This is a genomic window from Ruminiclostridium sufflavum DSM 19573, assembly GCF_003208175.1.
GTDB lineage: Bacteria > Bacillota > Clostridia > Acetivibrionales > DSM-1351 > Ruminiclostridium > Ruminiclostridium sufflavum.
In genome coordinates, this window is sequence record NZ_QKMR01000012.1 from 17,088 (window position 1) to 41,251 (window position 24,164).

At 40.8% G+C, this 24,164-nt stretch carries 12 protein-coding genes; 9 read left to right on the top strand and 3 right to left on the bottom strand.

The annotated features are described in order from the left end of the window. Window positions 1–27 precede the first annotated feature (27 nt). Window positions 28–408 (top strand): RidA family protein, encoded by a 381-nt coding sequence (locus tag LY28_RS10740; RefSeq protein WP_110462195.1) that lies wholly within the window; start codon window positions 28–30, stop codon window positions 406–408. Window positions 409–541: 133 nt separating this feature from the next. Here the strand turns inward: LY28_RS10740 and LY28_RS10745 are convergent, their stop codons facing one another. The 3 genes from LY28_RS10745 to LY28_RS10755 form a co-directional block, all read right to left on the bottom strand. Then, window positions 542–3,007: a hypothetical protein gene (locus tag LY28_RS10745; protein ID WP_110462196.1), complete on the bottom strand. Its 2,466-nt coding sequence runs from the start codon at window positions 3,005–3,007 to the stop codon at window positions 542–544. A gap of 148 nt (window positions 3,008–3,155) precedes the next feature. Continuing rightward, on the bottom strand, window positions 3,156–4,256 hold the full coding sequence (asd, locus tag LY28_RS10750) for an aspartate-semialdehyde dehydrogenase (RefSeq protein ID WP_110462197.1): 1,101 nt from the start codon (window positions 4,254–4,256) through the stop codon (window positions 3,156–3,158). 278 nt (window positions 4,257–4,534) lie between these two features. Beyond that, window positions 4,535–5,587, bottom strand: a complete 1,053-nt coding sequence (locus LY28_RS10755; RefSeq protein ID WP_110462198.1) for a L,D-transpeptidase — start codon at window positions 5,585–5,587, stop codon at window positions 4,535–4,537. A gap of 377 nt (window positions 5,588–5,964) precedes the next feature. Between LY28_RS10755 and LY28_RS10760 the strand changes: the two genes are divergently transcribed. The 8 genes from LY28_RS10760 to LY28_RS10795 all read left to right on the top strand — a co-directional run bounded on the left by LY28_RS10760 (window position 5,965) and on the right by LY28_RS10795 (window position 24,153). Further along, window positions 5,965–6,765: an ABC transporter substrate-binding protein gene (locus LY28_RS10760; RefSeq protein ID WP_110462199.1), complete on the top strand. Its 801-nt coding sequence runs from the start codon at window positions 5,965–5,967 to the stop codon at window positions 6,763–6,765. Window positions 6,766–6,975: 210 nt separating this feature from the next. Beyond that, complete coding sequence (locus LY28_RS10765) at window positions 6,976–7,641, top strand: amino acid ABC transporter permease (protein WP_110462200.1); 666 nt, start codon at window positions 6,976–6,978, stop codon at window positions 7,639–7,641. Further along, window positions 7,634–8,356 carry an amino acid ABC transporter ATP-binding protein gene (locus LY28_RS10770; RefSeq protein WP_110462201.1) on the top strand — a complete coding sequence of 241 codons (723 nt, stop codon included), beginning with the start codon at window positions 7,634–7,636 and terminating at the stop codon, window positions 8,354–8,356. Before LY28_RS10765 ends, LY28_RS10770 begins: the two co-directional genes overlap by 8 nt. Window positions 8,357–8,430: 74 nt before the next feature. Continuing rightward, on the top strand, window positions 8,431–9,561 hold the full coding sequence (gene iadA, locus LY28_RS10775) for a beta-aspartyl-peptidase (RefSeq protein ID WP_110462202.1): 1,131 nt from the start codon (window positions 8,431–8,433) through the stop codon (window positions 9,559–9,561). Between the two features lie 180 nt (window positions 9,562–9,741). After that, entirely contained in the window at window positions 9,742–11,073 is a 1,332-nt protein-coding gene (locus LY28_RS10780; RefSeq protein WP_110462203.1) for a M48 family metallopeptidase, read from the top strand. A gap of 100 nt (window positions 11,074–11,173) precedes the next feature. Further along, a complete protein-coding gene (locus LY28_RS10785) occupies window positions 11,174–11,548 on the top strand; it encodes a hypothetical protein (protein WP_110462285.1) in 375 nt (124 codons plus the stop codon). A gap of 14 nt (window positions 11,549–11,562) precedes the next feature. Further along, a complete protein-coding gene (gene pflA, locus LY28_RS10790; RefSeq protein WP_110462204.1) occupies window positions 11,563–12,288 on the top strand; it encodes a pyruvate formate-lyase-activating protein in 726 nt (241 codons plus the stop codon). A gap of 624 nt (window positions 12,289–12,912) precedes the next feature. Further along, complete coding sequence (locus tag LY28_RS10795; RefSeq protein ID WP_242981225.1) at window positions 12,913–24,153, top strand: fibronectin type III domain-containing protein; 11,241 nt, start codon at window positions 12,913–12,915, stop codon at window positions 24,151–24,153. Window positions 24,154–24,164 lie beyond the last annotated feature (11 nt).

Here is a 24,164-nt window from a genome sequence, read left to right on the forward strand (position 1 = left end):
CCGACAAATACAATATGGGAGGTACTTATGAATTTTGAGATAATTTCCACCGACAAGGCTCCTGCTGCTATAGGGCCATATTCACAAGCGGTAAGGGCAGGCAATGTAATTTATACCTCGGGCTCGATACCCGTAGAGCCTTCAACAGGTGAGGTGGTCGCCGGGGGAGTGGCTGAGCAGGCCGAGCAGGCACTTAAAAATATGAAGGAAGTGCTTATAAGTGCTGGAGCAAGCTTGGACAGCGTTGTAAAAACAACGGTTTTCATCAAAAATATGAATGATTTTGCCTCAATCAATGAAGTGTATAAAAAATATTTTACCGGCAGCTTTCCTGCAAGATCCTGCGTTGAGGTTGCAAGACTGCCGAAGGATGTACTGATAGAAATTGAATGTATTGCCGTAATCTGACAAGGGCTGTTAATGATGCTTCTATTTTTACCGGCAGAATAAAATACCGAAGGCTTGAAACAGAAATGCTCCCTCAGCAGACAGGTTCAGTATCCCGGCTGCCAGAGGGAGCATCAGCTTTGTATTTAAAGCCTTACATATCTCTGTAATAAATGAGATTTGCTTCAAGGTCTTCATCCAAGGGAATATCCTTAAACAGCTTTGAGTACTTTGCAGATAAGGATTTAGCCGTCTTTGCCCAGGAATTGTTCAGCTGTATAACAAGATCACTGAAGGCAGGCTGCTTCGCAAGATTGCTTCTTATTTCCTTTGGCAAGGGACAATAGCGGAAAAGGATTGATCTGGCTATTTTATTTAGCCGTAATATTCCCTTTGATTCGTAGTTAATCCAGGTTTCATAGTCACTTGTGAAAATATCCTTCATCAGATTTCTGTTTTTCTGTATTTGCACCTTTATTTTAGCCTTTGCATCCTCACTTAAATCATGGTTTTTCTTATAGAACTGAATATAATCGGTATACTCTGAGGTTAAGGACTTCTCCGTTATATCATTCCAGGAGATTCCCATCATAGTACGGCAAAGCTCCCACCGGAAGGTGCCTATAAGCTTCATAACAAGGTCTGGGATATTCTCATCTGTAAATGCCGGTAAAATAAAACGTCCGGGAGTATTTCTGGCCCTGCCGGTTATTTCCTGCCACATAGAGCCTCGGGAGCCAAAGGTGGGGACAAGTATTATATCAGGAAGAATTTCTTTCATTATAGGCTCTTTTTCGATTCCTCTTGTTTCATTTTTGTACCAGATTTCCCGATAGAAAATAGAAAAATCTGTTTCCAGTACCTTTTCCAGTGCATTGTTTATTTTCTGCGGGGTTATTATTGCCTTTTCTATATCTCTTGTTATGAGGTCTTTATGAAGGATTGGGAAATAGGTGCTCATTTGTCCGTGACATACCTTTTGATTTGTCTTGAGCATATTATTTATCTCAAAGGATAATTTAGCGTTATAATCGTTATCATAAGCGGGCCTGTCCAGATCGGTCACAATTTTTCTTTTCTTCATATCTCTGAACATATCTGAATAGTCTTGTCCAAAGTCATTGATTGACGGCTCCTTTTTGTTTTTGTATATTTGCTCCAGCCATTCTTTTGCACTGCATACAGAAAATCTAAAGCCGGAATAATCCTTGTCGCACAGCCTGTATAAAGCTATTGCCTGATCCTTTGTAAGCAGCCGTTCATCCATATATCCGTAATTTAAGAACATGCTGATTAGTCTTGGACAACGGTCATCCTGCTGTGACTTCTTAAAGGCTTTTTCGTATAAAGAGAAAAAGTCGGCGGAAAGAGAGGCGCGCAGCTCTCTGATATCCGAGTCGCCCGAGGTTTTATCCTTTAGGCTTCTGAAATGACTCAGACGTTTATTAAAGCTGTCAATAACCTCCTGAGAGCAAGAGCAGTATTTCAGGATTTTTTCTGTGCTGTTTTCCAGCTCCTGCGGCAATTCACTTCCTATATCCGAAATATTATCCATGGTGATTCCCGATTGCTTAATGGCAGCTTTTTCTTTAGTTATATCATAGTAGCCGAGTATATCCGGTATATTCAGCTCTGTGGCAAAGTTAAACTCGTTTTGCAGCTTTTCGATATTATTTGTCAGAATATCAAGGGCCTGCTTTAATATTGCCAAGCCATTGAGTGCGGCTTCCTTATCTTCTTTTGAATCAACAATAATTTTGCCGTAAGTACCAATTAAATTATCAGAGGACAGATAAAGGCAGTTCAGGTTTTTTGACAATGATGCTAAAATATTCTTAATAGCCCCCGTCAAAAAATCCAGATAATCAGAGCCCTTTTGGATATGGTACTCACAGACCGTATCATCACTGTTGAAAAATCCTTTCCTGTTTTCAATGGGGACATTAAGCAGCCTTGAAAAATATTCAATGCCTGAGGTATCCATTTCCGATTCGTTGCTTTGACTGCTTTGTGTATCATATTTTACAAATAAGGACTCAGAATCCAGAGGGAAAAATTTATAATCTGAATTTTTAGCAGCCTCGTAAATTTTTTGATAGTCATCTATACCCTCGATGCTGTCATTATTCTGAAAGTAGTATTTATCCTTGATAGCCCAATAATATACAAAAAGATTTCTGGTTAAGGTATCAATGCTCCTGCAAATTGGCAGCAGCTTCTGATATGCATTGTAACTGAGGTCTATCAGAGTTGCCAGGGAGGATACAATATACGTTGAATAATCCTTTTGGGAAGCAATTACATTTTTGATGCCTTTTATTGATGTCGCAGGAAAGCAATATAAATTGCAGGCTTCTTTTGCTTTAAGACAAAAGGAGCCTTGTCCGTTGCGTATAATATCATTAACACATAAAAAGGTGTTTTGATCCAGAGTGAAAAGACGACAGCTGTCGGCTGCGAATGAGTTATCCTCATTCGGCAAAGAATCTAAAGGTGATAAGTATACGTCAATCTTTCCGTTAAGCAGCAATAGGATGGACGATATACGTCCTCCTTCACACATCAATATTTCATCCTGTTTTCCTGAATATTGGCCTGCAAAATCCGATTTTATGCCCATGCTTCTTCTCCTTCAATTCCAGAATTTAAGCATTACGTATCTTAAAATGCTTATTTAAAATAAAAAAGCCAGGTTATTACACCTAGCTTTCTTATCGGCAAAAATTGCTGAAATATTAAATATAAATTACGTACGGTTGTATCGTTTCTCAGCCGATAGCAACAGACTTTGCCTTGATATATCCTTTTGCTTTCAGGTATTCAGCCATTAGCACCGCACCGCCTGCCGCTCCGCGGACTGTATTGTGTGACAGGCCTACGAATTTATAATCATACAGGCTGTCTTCGCGAAGCCTTCCGGCTGAAATTCCCATACCGTTTTCAAGCTCTCTGTCCAGCTTTGTCTGAGGTCTGTTGTCTTCCTCAAAATATGTTATAAACTGTTTTGGGGCGCTCGGAAGCTCAAGTGTCTGAGGCTCGCCCCTGTAATCCTTCCACAGCTCCAGAATTTCTTCTTTTGACGGTTTTTTGTCAAAGGAAACAAATACGGCAGCAAGATGGCCATCGAGTACAGGTACTCGTATACATTGAGTTGTAATCAGCGGTGAAGCTGCCTTGTCTATTCTATCGCCGGAAAGAGTACCCCAAATTTTAAGAGGCTCCTGCTCACTTTTTTCTTCTTCTCCGCCTATATACGGAATAACATTGTCTATTATTTCAGGCCAGTCGTTAAAGTTTTTACCTGCTCCGGAAATAGCCTGATAGGTACAGGCTACAACATTCTTAATCCCAAATTTCATAAGGGGTGAAAGAAGAGGAACGTAGCTCTGAATTGAGCAATTTGGTTTTACGGCAATAAAGCCGTTTTTTGTGCCTAATCTTTTTTTCTGAGCATCAATAATATCTATATGTCCGGCATTGATCTCGGGGATCAGCATCGGAACATCTGGAGTCCACCTGTGAGCCGAGTTGTTTGAAACCACAGGAGTTTCATTTTTCGCGTACTCCTCTTCAAGCTTTTTGATTTCATCCTTTTTCATGTCAACTGCACAGAAAACAAAATCAACCTCGTTGCAGATTTCCTTTACTTGCTCGGTTGCATTTTTAATTACAATATTTTTAACTCCTTCAGGAATGGGAGTTGACATTTTCCATCTGCCCTCGATAGATTGTGCATAAGTCTTGCCGGCAGAATTTCCGCTGGCAGCTATGGAAACAACCTCAAACCACGGATGGTTTTCAAGAAGGGAAATAAACCTTTGACCAACCATTCCTGTTCCGCCGATAATACCAACCTTTAATTTTGACATATCTATATGCCTCCAATCATTTAATGTCATAAGCTTAACTTGCTATTGCACCTCAATGGCTTTCATAAGGTCAATCAGGTTGAAGCCCTTGGCCTCAGCCGATAGTGATTGACTTTTATACAAGAAATTGCCGGCTGCGGCAGCCGGCGATTTCTTAACTGTGTCCGCCATTCAGTGACAAATGTGTTTGTATTGTGTATTTTATCATATCAAATACTATAATTCAAGATAGATATTATATTTAAATATTTCAGCGGAATTCAAGGGGCAAGCTCTATTTAGTTGCCGCTCTGGATTTCAAAAGGGTTCTGCGAAACGCCCCAGTTGATCAATTCGCTTTGTGTGCCTACCCAAACATTTGCCTTAAGGGGAACCAGAGGATAGAGTTCTTCAACGCAGTAGTTCTGCATTCTTATACAGCCATGGGAAATATATTTTCCTATAGAATAAAATGAGTTGGTTCCATGAATACCGTAGGAACCGTCTGTCCTGTTAATTCCAAGCCAGCGGCTCCCAAGAGGATTCTCCGGCACTCCTCCCTTGATTGGCTTGGAAAATCCGCCGCCGCCCCAGTCAGGATTGACAATTTTCATTGTCACGATGAATTTGCCGCTTTTGGTAAGAGTTGCGGGATTTCCTACTGCAACTGCATACTTCTTGATTACCTTTGCCCCCTCGTACAGGGTCAGTGTTTTTTTTGTTTTATTGACAACAATCCATTTTCCGTTTGAGGGAGCTGCCTTTATTGTATCTAAATATGTAAATGACGGGCTTACAAGCCTTTTGACCAGCATTGCTTTTGTTGCCTCGTCCCATGTGCCGGTTACTGTCATGTTATGATTGCTTTGGAAAAGAAGAATTGTATTTCGTATGTTCAGGGTTTCGTCATTTTTATAGACCTTTTTGTAGTAGCCTAAGTTTTTTAAATAGCCTAAATAATTTTTACCGGTAATTTCTGTATTTAATTTTGCCTGCTTATTTTGCAGATTAATTTTTTCCTGTGCTTTTTTTAATTGCTCTTGTTCATTTTTAAGCTTTTCCTGATCAAGCTTTAATTGCTGCTGTGCTTTCTTTAATTTATCCTGTTCGCTTTTCAGCTGCTCCTGCTCCTTTTTAAGCTTTTCCTGATCATTTTTCAGCTGCAGTTTTTCCTTTTCAAGCTGTTCCTGCCGGAGGTTAAGCTCATCCTGCGTGATAGTGGCCTCTGAAGCTGCAGGTGGTATACTTGCTCCGTTCTGTTCTGCATATATACTGCTTTCCGCACAGAAAGCGGATGAGCCGTGCAGAAGAGCAATAACTGCGGCTCCGATACATAAATATTTACGAATCATTTTATTATCCGTCCTTAAAAAATATTTAAATGCTAAATATATAATACGTAGCGTATCCGGGAAAAAATACCTTTTGCTCAAAAAATACAGGATAAATATTTTAACTGAATTAAGTAAAAGCCGGATAAAAGAATAATTTATTAAATATATTTATAATAGATATTGTTTCTGAAATTATAAAGCAGCTTATAAAGGCTTGATATGCCTGAAAAGATGCTGTATTTATAATTTCAGCTCATAATGGACAATATATTATGAGAAGTATGATGACAGTATGTAAATAACGATATAATTCGCCAATATTTTTGCATGGTATGTTGAATTTTTATGCATTGAAGATTATAATTATTATATATATTTTTTCTAGGGGGTAAAAAATGAAAGGAATAATAAAAAAGGTATTTTGCGCATTAATGGTGGCTGCGGTAGGTATATCTGCAGCAGGCTGCGGAGAGGCCTCAACAATGGAAAGGATTGAGAAGAGCGGCAAGCTTGTGGTAGGAACAAGTGCGGATTATGCACCTTATGAGTACCACACAATGATTGAAGGAAAAGATACTATAATAGGTATTGATATTTCAATAGTAAACGAGATTGCAAAGGATCTCGGGGTTCAGCTTGAAATAGTAGACACAGGCTTTGACGGACTTCTGGCGGCATTGAATTCTGATAAGGTAGATATAGTTATTGCCGGAATGAATCCTGATGAAAAGAGAAAAAAAGCTGTTGATTTTTCAAAGATTTATTATGAAGCAAAACAGGGTGTTATGGTAAGAGCCGAGGATAAGGACAAGATTAAGACTATAGCAGATTTGAGCGGCAAAAATGTAGGCGTACAGCTGGGTACAACACAGGAGAAAATAGCGCAGGATCAAATGACTGCTTCAAAGCTTGTTTCCTTGGGTAAAATTCCTGATTTGGTTATGGAATTGAAAAATAATAAAATAGATGCTCTGGTAGTTGAACTGCCGGTTGCAAACGGATACATCAAAAATAATAATGATCTTGCATTGTCTGAGATTAACGTGGAAGAGGATTCAGGCGGATCGGCAATTGCTGTTAAAAAAGGGAATGAGGATTTTGTGGCATTACTGAATAAATCATTAGACAGGCTTATTGAGGAAGGCTCTATTGATAAGTTTGTTCAGGAAGCTAATGAGAAGAATGTTACTCAATAATCTGAATTTCGGGAAATTGGGCTGTTTCTTTTGAGGCAGCCTTAGTTTTTGCCAAAATTGCCCTGCTGAGAAGGCTTAAAGGATCTACTCTCAGGAAGGATATTATTAATAAGGAACAATTGCGGTATCAAGCCCTTGCGCTGTGGGATGCCGGCTGAGACTGTCAGTTTTATCTGATAGTAATTTAATTTATGTTGGAGGGGGATTTGCTTGGAATTCGGCTTTGTAAAAGACTATTCGCAATATTTTATAAACGGCACGATAAGTACTGTCGTTATTGCTGTCCTTACTGTGCTGTTAGGTGTAATTATAGGAACCCTGCTTGCTTTAATGAAAATTTCAAAAGGCAGAATACCGAGAATTATAGCATCGGCTTATATTGAATTTATCAGGGGAACTCCGCTTTTAGTCCAGATTTCGCTGGTATATTACAGCGTTTCGTTTCCCAAATTTGTATTTCTCGGAATAGAAATGAATAGATTTATACCCGGTGTTATTGCAATGGCAATAAACAGCGGGGCCTATGTGGCTGAAATTATCAGAGCAGGCATTCAGGCTGTTGACAAGGGACAGATGGAGGCGTCGCGTTCTCTGGGCTTTAACGGGCTACAATCCATGAGATATATCGTGCTTCCTCAGGCTGTCAGAAATATATTGCCTGCACTTGGAAATGAATTTGTAGTTGTGATAAAGGAGTCATCTGTGCTTTCGGTTATTGGCATTGTGGAGCTGATGAGAAGTGCCGATATTATAAAAGCAGCTATTTACAAACCGTTCGAGCCCTTGATTGTGGTAGCGGTTATTTATTTTGTACTTACGTTTACGCTGACAAGAGTGCTGGGCTTTGCCGAAAGGAGGATGAAAACCGGTGATTGATGTTATAGATCTATACAAAAGCTTTGGTGCACTTCAGGTCCTGAGGGGAATAGACATTACTGTTCAAAAGGGTGAGGTTGTCGTAATAATAGGTCCCAGCGGTTCAGGAAAGAGTACCTTTCTCAGATGTCTCAATTTATTGGAAGGTCCAAGCAGCGGCAAAATAATTTTTGAAGGAATAGATATTACAGATAAAAACAATAATATTAACAAGCAGAGACAAAAGATGGGAATGGTTTTTCAGAATTTTAATCTTTTCCCCCATCTTTCTGTGCTTGCAAATATTACTCTCGGCCCTATCAAACTGAAAAATATACCTAAAAAGAAGGCCGAAGAGGATGCAAGGCTGCTTTTAAAACGTATAGGCCTTGAGGATAAAGCAAATAATTATCCTTCACAGCTCTCAGGAGGACAAAAGCAGCGTATTGCGATTGTACGTGCTCTTGCAATGTCACCTGATGTAATGCTTTTTGATGAGCCTACCTCTGCACTGGATCCGGAAATGGTAGGAGAGGTGCTTGAGGTAATGAAGGAATTGGCTGCAGATGGTATGACAATGGTGGTTGTGACTCATGAAATGGGCTTTGCGAAAGAGGTTGCCAGCAGAGTATTGTTTATGGATGAGGGGACTATCAAGGAAGAGGGTTCACCGGACGAGATTTTTTCACATCCTAAAAATGACAGGACAAAGGAATTCCTGAGCAAGGTACTGTAAGAATGTGAGCTATAGGCTGATAATATCGGCTTTTTAGCCGATATTAACTGACTTTTCTGCTTCGGAGGGAAAATATGTTTACATTGTTAAAGGATGCGACGGTATATTCACCTGAATATCTTGGGAAAAAGGATATATTGTTTTGCTTCGACAGGATAGCCTTAATTGAAGAGAGCATCAATGCCTCGAATTTTAAAGCTGTCAATATTGTTGACTGCCGGGACCGGATTATTTTTCCCGGGTTTATAGATTTGCACGTTCATATTGCAGGCGGCGGAGGAGAAGGCGGTTATACTACCAGAACCCTTTCCGCCAATGCCACGGATATACTGAAAAGTGGAATTACCACAGTTGCGGGCATTCTTGGTGCCGATGGCGTAACAAGAAATATTGCAGGCTTGTATGCACAGGCCAAGCAGCTTGAAGGTCAGGGCTTGACTACTTATATATACACAGGGTCATATCAGGTTCCGCCTGTTACTTTGACAGGCAGTGTCCAGAGTGATATGGTTTTTATTGACAAGGTTATTGGAGTAGGAGAAATTTGTCTGGCCGACAGCAGATCCTTTGAACCGGCCTTTTCTGAGATAAGCAGACTTGCAGCGCAAACAAGAAACGGAGCTATGCTTTCGGGCAAGGCGGGGCTTGTGCATTTCCATATGGGAGCAGCTGATAACGGGCTGGATTATTTATTCAGATTAATAAGGGAGACCATGATTCCTAAGACGCATTTTCTTCCGACGCATGTAAACAGGACACATAAGCTGTTTAATCAGGCTGTTGAATACTTGAAGGAAGGCGGTCTTATCGATTTGACAGCAGGCTTTATACCAAACGAGGCCGATAAGGATTGTATTGCCTCCTATACTGCAATAAAGCAGCTGATTGACCTGGGAATTGACACAGGCAGAGTTACAATGAGCTCTGATGCATATGGAAGCGTTCCGGTATTTGATGAAAAAGGAAATGTAATTTCCTCGGACACCGTCAGCACAAAAATACTGTTTGATGAGATTAGAGCCGCTATAAAGGATTTGGGTGTGCCGATTGAAAAAGCGATTTCCATAATAACCAAAAATCCTGCCGGGGTGCTGAAATTGTATAACAGAAAGGGCAGTCTTGAAGCAGGAAAGGATGCCGACTGTGTTATTTGCGATAAGGATTTGAATATTATAAAGGTATTTGCAATGGGAAAGGCTTATTAATTCATTAAATGACCTTATACTGTCATATAATAAACAATGGATAAGTCATCGCTTTTTTTTGATGCTGTCCAAATCAGAAGCAGGTTAAGTTAGACGAAGCAAATAAGAGATATTGGCTATATGGCATAGCTGATGAAATATATTGATTTCGTCAGGCAACTGATATGGGGGTTGAGGAAATTGAGTAAGGAAATACGTAAAGCAGTGCTGATATTCTTTTCTGTTTTTGTAATATTCACATGTCTCGTTATAATTTCGGAGTTTTTCAATTACAGGCATATTATAGGCACATATCCCGAGAAGCCTCAGCTGGCTGTGCCTGATTCGGTTACTGTCGGGATGCCGTCACAGGATGCCTTTGATTTTCAGAAAAGCAAGGTGACAACCTGGCTTGTCAGGCTTTTTCTTGGTTTTGCAGTGCCCGCATTTTTTATTTTTTCAAGGCTTTCGGCAAAAATCAGAGATTGGGCAAGAAGAAAGGCCAAGCGATGGTCTCTTATAGTTATTTTATATTTTATAGTATATTCTGTTCTTGAAATGTTGATTTATTTGCCCTTGGACATGTATACGGGATTTGTGAGAATGCATCAATATGCTCTGTCAAACCAGACCTTTTTACAATGGCTGGTTGAAACTCTAAAGAGCTTTACGGTAAACGCGATTGTTACAGCCGCCGTAATCTGGATACCCTTCATGCTTATCAGAAGGTCTCCCAAGCGGTGGTGGCTGTATCTGGCGCTTGTTTCAATTCCGTATATGTTTTTTATGTCTTATATCCAGCCTATAGTAATTGCCCCCATGTTTAACCAGTATAAACAAATAGAGGACAGCGAGCTTTCGGCAAAAATTGATAATCTGCTGAGCAGAACCTCTATTGAAAATTGTCAGGTATTTCAGGTTGATAAAAGCAAAGAGACAAACCAGATGAATGCATATATGACAGGGGTTTTCAATACGAAGAGAATTGTTCTGTGGGATACCACAATTAATTATCTGAATGCAGATGAAGTGCTGGGCGTGGTAGCACATGAAATGGGACATTATTTAATGGGACATATATGGAAGTCCATAATTTTCGGAGGACTTGGAAGTATACTTGTTTTATATTTTGTGTTTAGAATATGCAATCTGTTTCTGGAAAAAACAAAAGGAAGGTATGGGTTTTACAGGTTATCTGATGTTGCCGCATATCCGCTGATAATCCTCATAATAAATATTATGCTGTTTGCGGCAGTGCCTGTGTCAAATGCGTATTCCAGAGGTGCCGAGCTTGAGGCGGACAGATTTGAGCTGGAGCTTACAAAAAACAATTTTGCGACAGCAACGGGAACTGTCAAGCTTCATCAGCAAAGTCTGACAATGCCTGAACCGGGAATAGTATATATGCTGTGGACATATGACCATCCCACATATAAATCGAGGGTTGATTTTGCAAACAGATACAGACCGTGGGAAGCAGGACAGCCGTTAAAATATCAGAAATACATGAAGGAAAATGACTCTGCAAGGTAGAATATACAGTAAAAGGCTTTGCAAGAATTTAAAAAGGGGGATAGAGTCCATGCCGGTATTTTTGTGAGTTTATACCGCATTTATGGCATGGGCACAAATTATGGAGATACTTAAAGGACTCGGGGTAACGGATGCATCATTTCTGGTGCCGGTTATAGCAGTGCTTGTAGTGCTGATTATTATAGCGAAGGTTGCAAAAAAAATTCTTAAGCTTGCAATAATTATTGCAGTTATTGCAATAGCTGCGACAACATATTTAAATCTTCCGGCTATGAAAATAGAAAACGGTACGGCGACACTCAGCTTGCAGGGAAGGCAGTATAGCATCAGCCCCAAAAATACTAAAATAATTACAGAGCAAAAAGACGGGGATACCCAAACTGTGCTGGTTTCTGGGACTACCCGTATAGAGCTGCCGTTCAGCAAGGAATTTGCCGATAAATTTATAATGAAAAAGCTTGCTGAAGAAAAGTAAACCGGAGGATAATGTTGGAAACTAAAGGTAAGATTCATTCTTTCGAGACATTTGGTACTGTGGACGGTCCCGGAATCAGATTTATCGTATTTATGAAGGGATGTCCCTTGAAATGCAAATATTGTCATAACAGGGATACATGGAGTGCGGAGGATGCACGGCTGTACACTGCCGAAGAGGTCATGAGGGAAATCCGAAAGTACCGGAACTTTATAGCTTCATCGAAGGGCGGTGTAACCGTCAGCGGAGGAGAAGCACTCATCCAGCCTCAGTTTGTTCTCGAGCTTTTCAAAAGGTGCAGGGAAGAGGGCATTCATACGGCTGTGGATACCTCCGGATATGTAAATGCTGAGGCTGTAAAAGAGGTTATGAAATATACAGATCTTGTACTGCTCGATTTAAAGCATGCAAATGCAGTGAAGCACAAGGAGCTGACAGGTGTTGATAATAATAAGATAAAGCTTTTTACTCAATATCTGTGTGATATTAATAAGCCTGTATGGATAAGATATGTATTAATACCGGGGTATACGGATGATGAAGCTGACCTGAAGGCAGCCCGGGATTATCTTAAAAACTTTAAAAACATAGAAAAGATTGAGGTACTGCCTTATCATTCAACGGGCAAAATAAAGTGGGAGAACCTGAAGGCTGAGTATCCTTTAGAGGGCGTTCCGGCACCGACAAAGGAGCAGGTCATGAGAGCATGGGGTATATTATCCGGGACGGCTGAAAGCTGAAGTCAATAGTATTGAACAGGCTTCACAGGGGCGCTCCTCACTGAAGGGCTGTTTTGTATTTTTATATTTAAATTGCATAACATTTGGTTAATAGAAAACCAGTCAGAATATTATTTTTAAGTATAATGTTCCGGCTGGTTTTCTGCATTATCAGCCAACTACGGCTTGTTTTTGACCGGTTTTCAACGCGGCCTTCAGGAGGCTCCGGTCTGAAAAAGTCAATTACTATCAGCTAGAGCAGATGATATCGTTCATGAAGTAAATATCATCGCGAAGACTGAAGCGTAATTGATTTTTAGTCAGTTGATTTTATTATTGACACAATCAAAGATATATTTTAAACTAATTAAGTATCGTATTCCAAAAAATGAAAATAAAGTCAATTAATAAAGGTTTTGGCGGCATTTTAGGTTTGACTCTAAGCTTCGAAAAGTCTAATTTTTAAAATCCAATACTTACGTTACAAAACAAAATCTTCAAAAGATTCCATAGGGGTATAACACATAAACATATGTGGATATGTATTTAATCAGACATGCAATAAAAAGCATGCTATGTCTGATTATTTTTCTGTACCTGTATAAGACGGAAAGATACTGATACTTTATGAAAGGAAAATGTATAATGGATTATTTACCAAAGAAATGTATGAGAAATGCAAAAAGGAGGATTGCTGGACTGCTGGCAATGCTGCTTGCGATACAGAGCCTTTGCGCTTTTGATTTAAGTGCTTTTCAGGTGCAGAAGGCTTTTGCCGGCGCACTGGCATATGAGGAGGGCTTGCAGCCTGATCCGTCTGCGGAAAAGGAGTCTGGAAGAGGGAGGGAGGCTGATACGGGGCAAGACAGAGTAACAGCACAAGGCGGTGATACTGCTTTGGCGGGAGCATCGGACGGAGAACCTGAACAAGCAGGTATGCCAAAGGAAGCCGCAGGTATGATGCGGCGCGTAGATTCAGCAGCATCGGATTTACCGGCCTCCGGCAGTCAGGCAACAGCTTTTGCCTCAGCGGTTACAACTCCGGCAGCAGTTTCAATTCCGGCAAATATAAATGTGACTGCAAGTGACACAGCACTGACAGTCAGCTGGGATGCCGCAGACGGAGCAGACAGCTATGACCTTTGGACAGACGGAAGTATTTTAAATACAACAGAAGTGAGTTATACATACAGCGGTCTTGAGCCAGGCACACCGCATACAATCAGATTAAGGGCAGTCAGTCAATACGGAACAGGCGATTGGAGCGCGGAAATATCCGCATATACCCTGCTTAATACTCCTTTAAGTCTTGCAGCGGCTTTGCAGGATGCCTCGGCGGAATTGTCATGGTCTGCGGTAAGCGGGGCTGCCTATTATGAAATATACCGCAATGGTACTGTAATCGGGACCTCTGTCACCAGTACATATTCCGACAGCGGACTTACGGCTGGAACAGCGTGTGTTTACAGAATAAAGGCATACAGCAGTACCGGAAATACCTCGGCATTGAGTGAGGCGCTGGAGGTCAGTATGTCATCGGCTACTGTAACTCCCGCGGCAATATCGGTACCTTCAAATATAATTGTAACATCAACAGACACAACATTGACAGTAGGCTGGGATGCGGTTGAAGGTGCAAACAGCTACTATGTTTCTCTTGATGGCAATATAACAAAAACAACGGCAAATAATTATACATACAATGGTTTGGAGCCGAATACACAGCATACAATTAAGGTAAGAGCAGTTGACCCGGACATGTACGGGCTTATTGGGGATGTAAACGGGGATAACGCTGTAGATGCGATTGATATGGCATTAGTAAAGAAATATTTGTACGATAATACCTTCGATTTTCCGGTTGAAAACGATATGTGGATTGGGGATGTTAACGGGGATGATTCCATTGATGCGATAGATTATGCCCTTATGAAGCAATATTTTTTGGGAAGTATTTCAGATTTTCCAAAGAGCTTGAGCGAATGGAGCGAAGAGGTGACAAGGTATACCTTGCTATCGGCTCCTGCAAACCTGACAGCTGTTCCGTCAGCCGGCACAGTTGCTTTGACTTGGGATTCTGTTACAGGTGCGGAAGGCTACGAGGTATATCGTGACGGCAGCCTGCTTGAAGACTCAAATACCAATTCCTATTCAGATAGCGGGCTTATGCCGGGAGAGACTTACCAATATGCAATAAAAGCATATAATGAGCATAATGAATCAGCTATGAGCAATCAGGCAGCTGTTACTACTATTGCTCCGTCTGTACCTGCAAATATAAAGGTTGAAGCAACTGATACAACGCTGTCTGTCAGCTGGACTTCTGTGGAGGAGGCCGAAAGCTATGATATCTCATTTGACGGCAATATCACAAATGTAACGGCATGCAGCCATGCTTACAACGGCTTGGAGCCGAATACACAGCATGCTGTTAAGGTAAGAACAGTTGACAATGCCGGTACTTCGGGAAATTGGAGCACAGAGATAATAAGTTTTACAAGATTTGCTGCTCCTGCAAATTTTGCGGCAACCACCGTATCAGCTGTTTCTATTGATTTGACATGGAATGAGGTAAACGGAGCCGCAGGCTATGATGTTAAAATAGATAATGAAATAATACCTGACATTACAGGCAATACCTATCAGATAACCGGCTTGGCACCGGGCCTAAAGCACTGGATAAGTATAAGGGCAAAGAATCCAAATACCGAAAGCGCATGGAGTGGGGAAATCAGTAAGTACACTCTTTTGAGTACGCCTTCAAATATAATTGTTACAGCAGCCACAACTTCGCTTACAGTAAGCTGGGATGCTGTTTCGGATGCCACAAGCTATGATGTGGAATTGAATGGTCAGACAGTTAAGACTGTTACGCAAAACAGCTGTGTGATAGATGGGTTGACTGTGGGTACTCAATATAGAATACGAATCAAAGCATTAAATGACTACCTGAGCAGTGACTGGAGCAACGAGGTTTCAAATACAACTCAGGCATATACTAATGTAAGCGGGACAATCAGCCGGAATACAACATGGACACTTGCCAACAGCCCGTACATGATGGAGGGCAGTGTGACAATTGCACAAGGAGCAACGCTGACAATTGAGCCGGGGGTAGTGGTGAAGGGTGCATATTACAGCTATATTATTGATGTAAGAGGCAAGCTTATTGCTAACGGAGATGTAGATAATCCAATAGTCTTTACAACACACAAGGATTCGGAATATGGAGGAAGCGGGGTAAAAGGCTTAAATGATTATTGGCAGGGTATAAATGTATCGGAAACAGGAGAGTTTGTAGGAGATAATGTGAAGATAAGATATAGTGATTCCTCATACACAGGAGCAATTATAGTACGGGGGAAATTAAAGTTTACAAATTCTGCGATTAGTAATTCATATGGACATGGAGTATTTATAGATACTTCAAATGATGTAATAATTGAAGGAAACACAATATCCCAAAAAGCAAATGGAATAGAAATCTCGAAATTAGGAACTGGCAACTTAAGCATTAAGAATAATGGAATATCAAATAATGAACCGATAGATTCTGCATACAGTCCTATACTTATAAATATTGGTGGGGTGAATTCATCTGCATTTGAAAAAATACAAAACAACACATATTCAGGTTATATGCGTTGCAATGGAATAATGATAAAAGGAACGCTGTCAGAAAATTTCACTTTAAACAGTGGTACATACTATATTCATAGTGACTTGATAGTACCAAGTGGGAAGACCTTGATAGTTAACCAAGGAGTAATTATTAAGCGTATAGATGGATATAGCAATATATATGTAAATGGAGTACTTCAAGCAAATGGAGCAACAGACAACCCGGTTGTTTTTACCACATATGGTGATATAGTATATGGCGGAAATATAGAAGCACCAATATACTGTGGAAGTATAAAGATATCAGAAACAGGGGAGTTTATTGGCGAAAATATAAAGATAAGATATGGTGCAGCAAATAGTGAAAATACCTGTGCATTAAGTGTGTGTGGAAAGCTGACAATTACAAATTCAGAAATCATTAGTTCGTGTGCAAATACTAGAGAAACAGGACAAGGAATATACACTAATACTACAAAAGATATAACAATAGAAAACACATTAATATCTGGATTTGATTATGGCATATTTGCTGCTAATAATTCAGAAGCATCAAATGGAACAATTACAATCATAAATAACACAATATCTGATTGTAATTATGAAGGTATAACATTTAGCCAAAAAGGTGCAGGAAATGTGATAATTGAAGATAATAATTTGGTTCAGAATTCATGGGGAATAAGTGTATTCGATTTTGGAATAGGAAACTTGAGTATTCAGAATAACAGTATAGAGTACAACAGTACAAGTACGCGTGCTCATGCTATATATGTAAATCTTGGAGTGAAGGAATCTATATTCACATCAATAAAAAACAATACATATACTGGAAGTGTTTTTAAAAGTATAGAAATAGGCGGAACATTAGCTGATAATTTAACTATAACCAGCGGTACATATTATTTTCTTGAGGATATATCAGTTCCAGAGGGATTGACGTTAACAATTAAATCCGGAGTAATACTTAAGAATGCAAACCAAAGCTATGGCATAAAAGTACAAGGAACACTGGACGCATCAAGTGGAACAAGGGATAATCCGATTGTATTTACTACAGAATATGATTCGGCGTATGGTGGAAATGGGATAGACGGATATTGGTATGGCATATATGTATCATCTACAGGAACTTTCAACGGTAATAGTGTTAAAATAAGATATGGGGGATACCATACTTATATTATTACCTATAATGATAGTGCATTGAAGGTGGAAGGAAAATTTATCCTCACAAACTCAGAGATAGTTAGGTCACATCAATACGGTATATACTTTAATACCTCAGACACTCCTGTACTGCTTTTTAACACCTTTTACGGAAATGGTAACGGTGGAGATAAGAACCGTTACGGCATCTACAACGCCAACCCCTCCACGCCAATCGACGCAAGATATAACTACTGGGGCTCGTATTACGGCCCGTCAGTTTACGATTCCAATACAGGGAAATGGGTCGGCGAAGGCGACAGAGTAGGCGACGGAATTGATTACACCCCTTGGCTGGGCTCAGAAATGAACTATAAGCTGTACTTCGGACAGAGCGGGACAAACTCTGCCACAGGTAATTTTTCAAGAACCTATACTGATTTGACAATGGATTCACCGGGCTTTGACATATCCTTCAGCAGAACCTACAACTCACGAAACGACAAAGCCTCGGTATTCGGCAGAGGCTGGACCTTTAGCTATGAGGGAAGTGTTAAAAATGCTGAAAGCACATATGTTGATATAGACGGAACAACAAAAACCACAGCTGTACCGTCGACGAAAGTGGTCAGCCTGCCCGACGGCAGTGTTCAAGCCTTTAAAGAAAACGAAGACGGCACATATACGGCAAACAACTCAAGAAACACTCTTGTTAAACGCTCAGACGGAACATATACCCTTACCTCCAAGGAGCAAAATGTATTTTATTTTAATCAGGACGGCTGCCTTGTAAAAATGGAGGACAGGAACGGCAACGCAATTACAATAACCGTTGATTCAGAGGGCAAGGCTACGGCAGTAAAAGACCAGGCAGACAGGCAATTTGCAATAGCATATCAGGACGGGTTAATAAAAACAATAACAGACATAGCAGGCAGCAGAACCATCACATACAATTATCAGAATCAAAGGCTGACAGAAGTAATTGATGCCATGGGCAATTCGACAGGATACCTTTATGACACAGACGGCTTCCTTACGGAAATCAGGGACAGCAGCAATAAAACCGTTGAAGCGGTCACCTACCTTCATTCGGGAGAAAACAAGGACAAGGTTGACACCAGAACAGATGCAAACGGAAATATATTAACCTATTCCTATGACAACATAAACTGCAAAACCACAATTACAGACAGCAGCGGAAGGGTCACAGCAGAAAAATATGACAGCGCCTACAGCATAATAAGCTCAACAGATGCAGAGGAAAAATTAACGGCATATGAATATGACAAGGACTCAAGCGGATTAAACAAATATGCGGAGCAAAAATCTGTAACAGACAGAAATGGAAGCAAAACAAGCTATGACAGGGACAGCAAGGGCAATATCACAAAAGTAACAAACCCCGACTCAAGCACAAGAGTAATGACCTATGATGCTAAAAACAATGTGACAAGTGTCAGGGACGAAATGGGCAAATATACCTTCTTTGTATATGATGCCAGCCAAAAGAAGCTGCTGAAAAAGGTTCAGCCTCTAAATGGTACTGAACAATATACAGACGGTACCAGTGATGCAAGCAAATTTGCAATAACTACTTATACCTACTACACAGATGCGGAATGTCAGGCAAATGGCTATAAGGCAAAGGCACTGCTGAAATCGGTAAGGGATGCGGAGAGCAAGACAACCACCTACACCTATGATGCATACGGAAACATAAAGACAGTAACAGATGCCGAGAACAAAACCGTTACAACACAATACAATTCAATAAGCCAATTGCTGAAATCAATTTCTGCAAAAGGCAATGAAACAGAATACACCTACGACAAAAACGGAAACCTTGAAAAGCAGGAGCAGAAAAATGGGACCGGCGGCAGTATTACCAGAATCACATATGATTCCGAAAACAGAAGGACAAAGGAGGTAGCTCCGAAGCAATACAACGCTGCCGAGGATGATATTGCAAGCCATGAATACACCGGAAATTACGGAAACAGGTATACATATTATGACAGCGGAAAGGTAAAAACCTTTACTGATGCAAACAATTACACAACCTCCTATACATACGATATATACGGAAATTTGAAAACAGAGGAAAAGCCCAACGGCTCGGTATATACCTATGAATATGATGTAATGAACAGAGCAGCAAGGGTGTATTATCAGGACAGCCCGGAAACGGGGAAAATAATGCTTGAAGAAAACACCTATGAAATACTGGCAAACAAAAACACACAGACCACCAGCAAAAAATACTTAAACGGCACAGACATAGCGGTAACCGTAAGCGTTTATGACTATTCGGGAAGGCTGATATCAAAGACAAACCCTGATGGAACAACCTCTACAGCCTATAATGCAAACGGAACAATAAACAATACAACAGATGCAAAAGGCAGCAAAGCCTATTACAAATATGACGGCCTGAACAGGCTGACCGAGCAGTGGACACCCTTTGAAAGCATAAGCGGTACAGTAAAATATACTTATCAAAAAATAGTTTATGATAAGGCTGGCAGAAAGCTTCAGGAAATTGCAGGAAAAACTACAGTTACCCTATATTCAGTACCAACAGGCTATATAGCAAATAATTATGAATATTATGCTAACGGAAAAGTAAAAACCCTCACACAAAGTGATGAAACAGGTACAATATTCGGCAAAACAGAATATGAGTACGATGCAGACGGCAACATCAGCAAGGAAGCGATATACACAGATGCTAATAACAAAAACATAACCGAATACGGCTACAACTATTTAGGAAAAGTATCAGAGAAAAAAGTACATGTAAAAGCCGGAGACATTGAGGGAAATGACTATACCGGCACAGAGGACACAATACTTTCAACCCTGTATACCTATGACAAAAACGGCAGCCTTGAAACAATAACAACGCCAGACGGGGTAACAACCACCTATACCTATGACAATATGAATCTCCGGACAAGCGTAAGCCAGTCGGGAATAGATGAGTACATGCTGCCTGTAACAATAACCTCATCAACAGAATATGACTGGCAGGGCAATACCGTAAAAACAACAGACCCGAACGGCAATGAAACAATAAACACCTACAGCAAGAGAGGCTTGCTTGAAAAAACCGTAACTGAAACAACAGCTTCGGCAGGGCTTAAAACAACAAATACAACAGCCTTCTATTATGACAGGGCGGGCAGATTGACAGCCGAGGTTGCCGCAAAGGACTATGACCCTGCAAAAACCCTTGAACAGATGAATAGGGTGGAATACACCTATGACTTGATGGGCAGGGTAAAAACAAAAACATACATAGGCGGGGAAAAGAGAGTAGACCCTACGACCTTTGAATGGACAACCGGGCAGGTAAATATCTTGCAGAGGGCATATAAATATGACGCAAACGGAAATGTTATAAAAGAGCTTGATGCACTGGGCTTTGAAGCGGCAACGGACAAGACAGGCATAGATACACAAATAGACACAGGCTACGGAACAGAATACACCTACAATATTGCAAATAAGCTAGAAACAGTATCAGATGCCGAGACAAAAGCAAAAGGCCTAAGCTTTACAACGAAATACGGCTATGATGCACTGGGCAGAACACTTACGGAAACAGCTGCAAACGGAGCAGTAACCAAGTACAGCTATGATAGTGCCGGAAATGTAATCTCCGTAGCTGTAAGGAAAACAGAAAATGCTGCGGAGCAGACAATAAAAGCAAGCACCTTCGACTTTACAGGGAATTTGCTTACAGAGACAAGCTATCAGGCAGCAGCAACAGGTAGCACAATAACCTATGAATACAATGCATTAGGTCAGGTAAGAAAAGCAATATATCCGGGTGATGCTGCAATACCTCAGAACACTGTAACCTGCCAGTATGATTTGATGGGCAGGCTGAAAACCCGGCAGGACACAAAGGGAGCTATAGACACATATACCTACAGCAAGCAGGGAAATGTACTGTCTCACACGCAGCAGAAGCAGGACGGCACAGAGGCAATAACAACCTCAACCCGGTATGACAAAAACGGAAACGCCAGATATGTATTTGACGGAAATGAAAAATGTACAACCTATACATACAATGAGCAAAATAAAGTTATAATATCAAGGCAATCAGCGTCAGGTATAGAACACGAAACCACATATACATATGATACAAACGGAAACCAGATAACAACAACCGATTGGCTGGGAAATACAACTGTAAATGTATACGACAGCTTGAACAGGCTCATAGAAACAAAGGATGCCTACGGGAAAAGCATACAGAAGCTTGAATACAACCACTGCAATGTGCAGGAAAAAGCCTATGATGCATTAAACAAGGCTACAGTATATACATACGACAGAAATAACAGGCTGTTAACCGCAACAGACCCTGAAAACCATACAACAAGCCAGACCTATGACAATGTTGGGAATATAGCCTCAAAAACAGACGGCAGAGGCAATACAACAAGCTATACCTATGATGAAATGGGCAGGCTGAAAACAGCAGTAAATGCCAAAAACGAGACAACAGTTTACACCTATGATTTGAGCGGAAACCTGCTTACACAGACGGATGGCAAAGGCGACACCACCACATATGAGTACAATGCGGCAAACAAGGCAGTAAAGCGTATAGATCATGGAGGAAGGACAGGACCTGAGGGCAATTACACCTACGACTCTTCAAAAACAGAGGCCTATACCTACAATGCAGACGGAAGCCTTGCAAGCAAAACGGACAGAAACGGAAAGACAACAGTATACACCTATGACATACACGGAAGGCTCATAAGCGAGGAAATACAAAATGAAGCAGGAAGCGCAATAGCCTATGCCTATGACGCAAACGGAAACCAGCTGGCAATGACAGACAGCACAGGCACAACCCTCAGAACCTATGATGAGTTGGGCAGGGTATTGACAAAAACAGTGCCAAATATTGGGACAACCACCTTCCGGTATGATATAATAGAGGGCATGGATGAGGGCTGTTACAAGGAAATAACAACAGACCCAAAAGGCAATGTAACAATTAAAGTCTTTGACAAAGCAGACAGGCTGATTACAGTAACGGCAGACGGTAAGACAACCACCTACGGCTATTATGACAACGGAGCAAGGCAAAGTGTAGCATACTCAGACGGCACAAATAACATAGCCGTTGAAGAATATATATATTACGATAATGGTCTGTTATGGACCTTAACAAACAAAAAAGCGGACGGAACGGTAATAGACAGCTATGCTTACACCTATGATGCCGCCGGCAACCAGACCTCAAAGACAGACTCAAAGGGAACTACAACATATACCTATGATGAGCTGAACAGGCTTAAAACAGTGACAGAGCCTGACGATACGGTAACAGCCTATACCTTTGACGGAGCAGGAAACAGGAAAACAGAAGCAATAACAAAGGGAACTGAAACAACTGAAAACACTTACACATACAACGGGCAGAACAGGTTAACCCAGATATCAACCAAGGTAAACGGCACCTTGACAGCCACAACGGAATATGCCTATGACAGCAACGGAAACCAGCTGACGGCCACAGTAAACGGAACAATAACAGCAGTTAATGTATATGATTATCGGAATCAGCTGATACAAACCATGACAGGCACAGCCACAACAATAAACGCATACAACGGAGAAGGCTACAGAGTAGGAAAAACAGTAAACGGCACATTGACAAGATACTTATATGAGGGTGACAAGGTAGTTCTGGAAGTAGATAGCTCAGGAAATGAAACAGCAAGAAACGTATACGGAAGCAACCTGATAATGAGGGAGGCAATCAGGACGGATGGCTCAGATATATTTGATACGTACTTCTACCTGTACAACGGACATGCAGATGTAACGGCGCTATTAAAACCTGACGGAACAATAGCCGCAACCTACTATTATGATGCCTTTGGAAACATAACCGACACAACAGGCAGCGCGAACAACAGCATAGCTTTTACCGGATATCAGTACGATGCAGAAACAGGCTTATACTATCTGAACGCCAGAATGTATGACCCAAAAACGGCTAGATTCCTGCAAGAAGACACATATTTGGGCGACCCAAGCGACCCGCTGAGCCTTAACTTATATACGTATTGCCACAATGAACCGATAATGTATACAGACCCTACGGGGCATTTCGACCAACTGGAGGCTATGGCAAGACATGCATCCATGCTAAACACAAATAGCTACTTTAATGGGCTAATCAGCAGCGGCAGTACAGGAGCAAGCATAGCAGAGCATTTAAAGGCATCACAGGCAGCTTATAATAAGGACAAGCTGAGTAGGCTCATAAAGGACGATAAGAAAATAGCGGAAAGAATAAATTCTCCGAAATTGAGCAATACAGATAATATTGCATCTGCCAATGAAATGAATAATGGTTTGCCTACTGCACTGGGAATAATCACAGGATTAACTGTTTCCGGCATTTATAATGCCTCACTGAATATCCCTGAAATAACAAATCAAATGGCATTTAACCAATCATCAGATGAAATCATGATTAATGCATTAGGACAAATTACAGGTGGAAATAATCATGCGTATGCAGGATACTATATAGGGAAAACTATTGGTGATGCAGGCTCAATAGTTTTTGGTATCGGCGAAGCTGTTTTGGGTGCTGCCGGAGAAGTTGGAGGAGGAATATTAACTGCCTCCGGTGTAGGAGCAGCATTGGGAGTGCCAGCGATTGCAGCAAGCGCCGGCTTAATTGCTCATGGTGTTGGAACAGTTGGAACATCAATATATAATGTTACTACAGATGCACAAAATGTTAAGAATTATTATAATAAAATAAAGGAAGAGTCGCCTGAGGGGGGGAGTAAACCTGTTGTAACCCAAGGTAAAGGGCAAGCACCTAAGCAAGGACAACCTAACTCAGTGTATGAAAAAGTTGACAATGAAGACCTTAATAAAGTTGTATCTCGAACGACCTACGATTCAAATGGTAATATAGCAACGAGAGAGGATTATTATACAGGAAGCAACCCACATACACATTATGATAAATCAACAGGCCAAAACCTTGAAAATCATACGCATATTTACAAATATAATGATAAAGGACAGCGAATAGGTGAAGAAGTTGTCCCATTAAAATAAGAGAGGATGAT

What these genes read in the sequence shown, in the direction of transcription:
- LY28_RS10740 (WP_110462195.1), top strand. Translation starts at nt 28, where the DNA reads ATGAATTTTGAGATAATTTCCACCGACAAGGCTCCTGCTGCTATAGGG.
- LY28_RS10745 (WP_110462196.1), bottom strand. Translation starts at nt 3,007, where the DNA reads ATGGGCATAAAATCGGATTTTGCAGGCCAATATTCAGGAAAACAGGAT.
- asd (WP_110462197.1), bottom strand. Translation starts at nt 4,256, where the DNA reads ATGTCAAAATTAAAGGTTGGTATTATCGGCGGAACAGGAATGGTTGGT.
- LY28_RS10755 (WP_110462198.1), bottom strand. Translation starts at nt 5,587, where the DNA reads ATGATTCGTAAATATTTATGTATCGGAGCCGCAGTTATTGCTCTTCTG.
- LY28_RS10760 (WP_110462199.1), top strand. Translation starts at nt 5,965, where the DNA reads ATGAAAGGAATAATAAAAAAGGTATTTTGCGCATTAATGGTGGCTGCG.
- iadA (WP_110462202.1), top strand. Translation starts at nt 8,431, where the DNA reads ATGTTTACATTGTTAAAGGATGCGACGGTATATTCACCTGAATATCTT.
- LY28_RS10785 (WP_110462285.1), top strand. Translation starts at nt 11,174, where the DNA reads ATGGAGATACTTAAAGGACTCGGGGTAACGGATGCATCATTTCTGGTG.
- LY28_RS10795 (WP_242981225.1), top strand. Translation starts at nt 12,913, where the DNA reads ATGGATTATTTACCAAAGAAATGTATGAGAAATGCAAAAAGGAGGATT.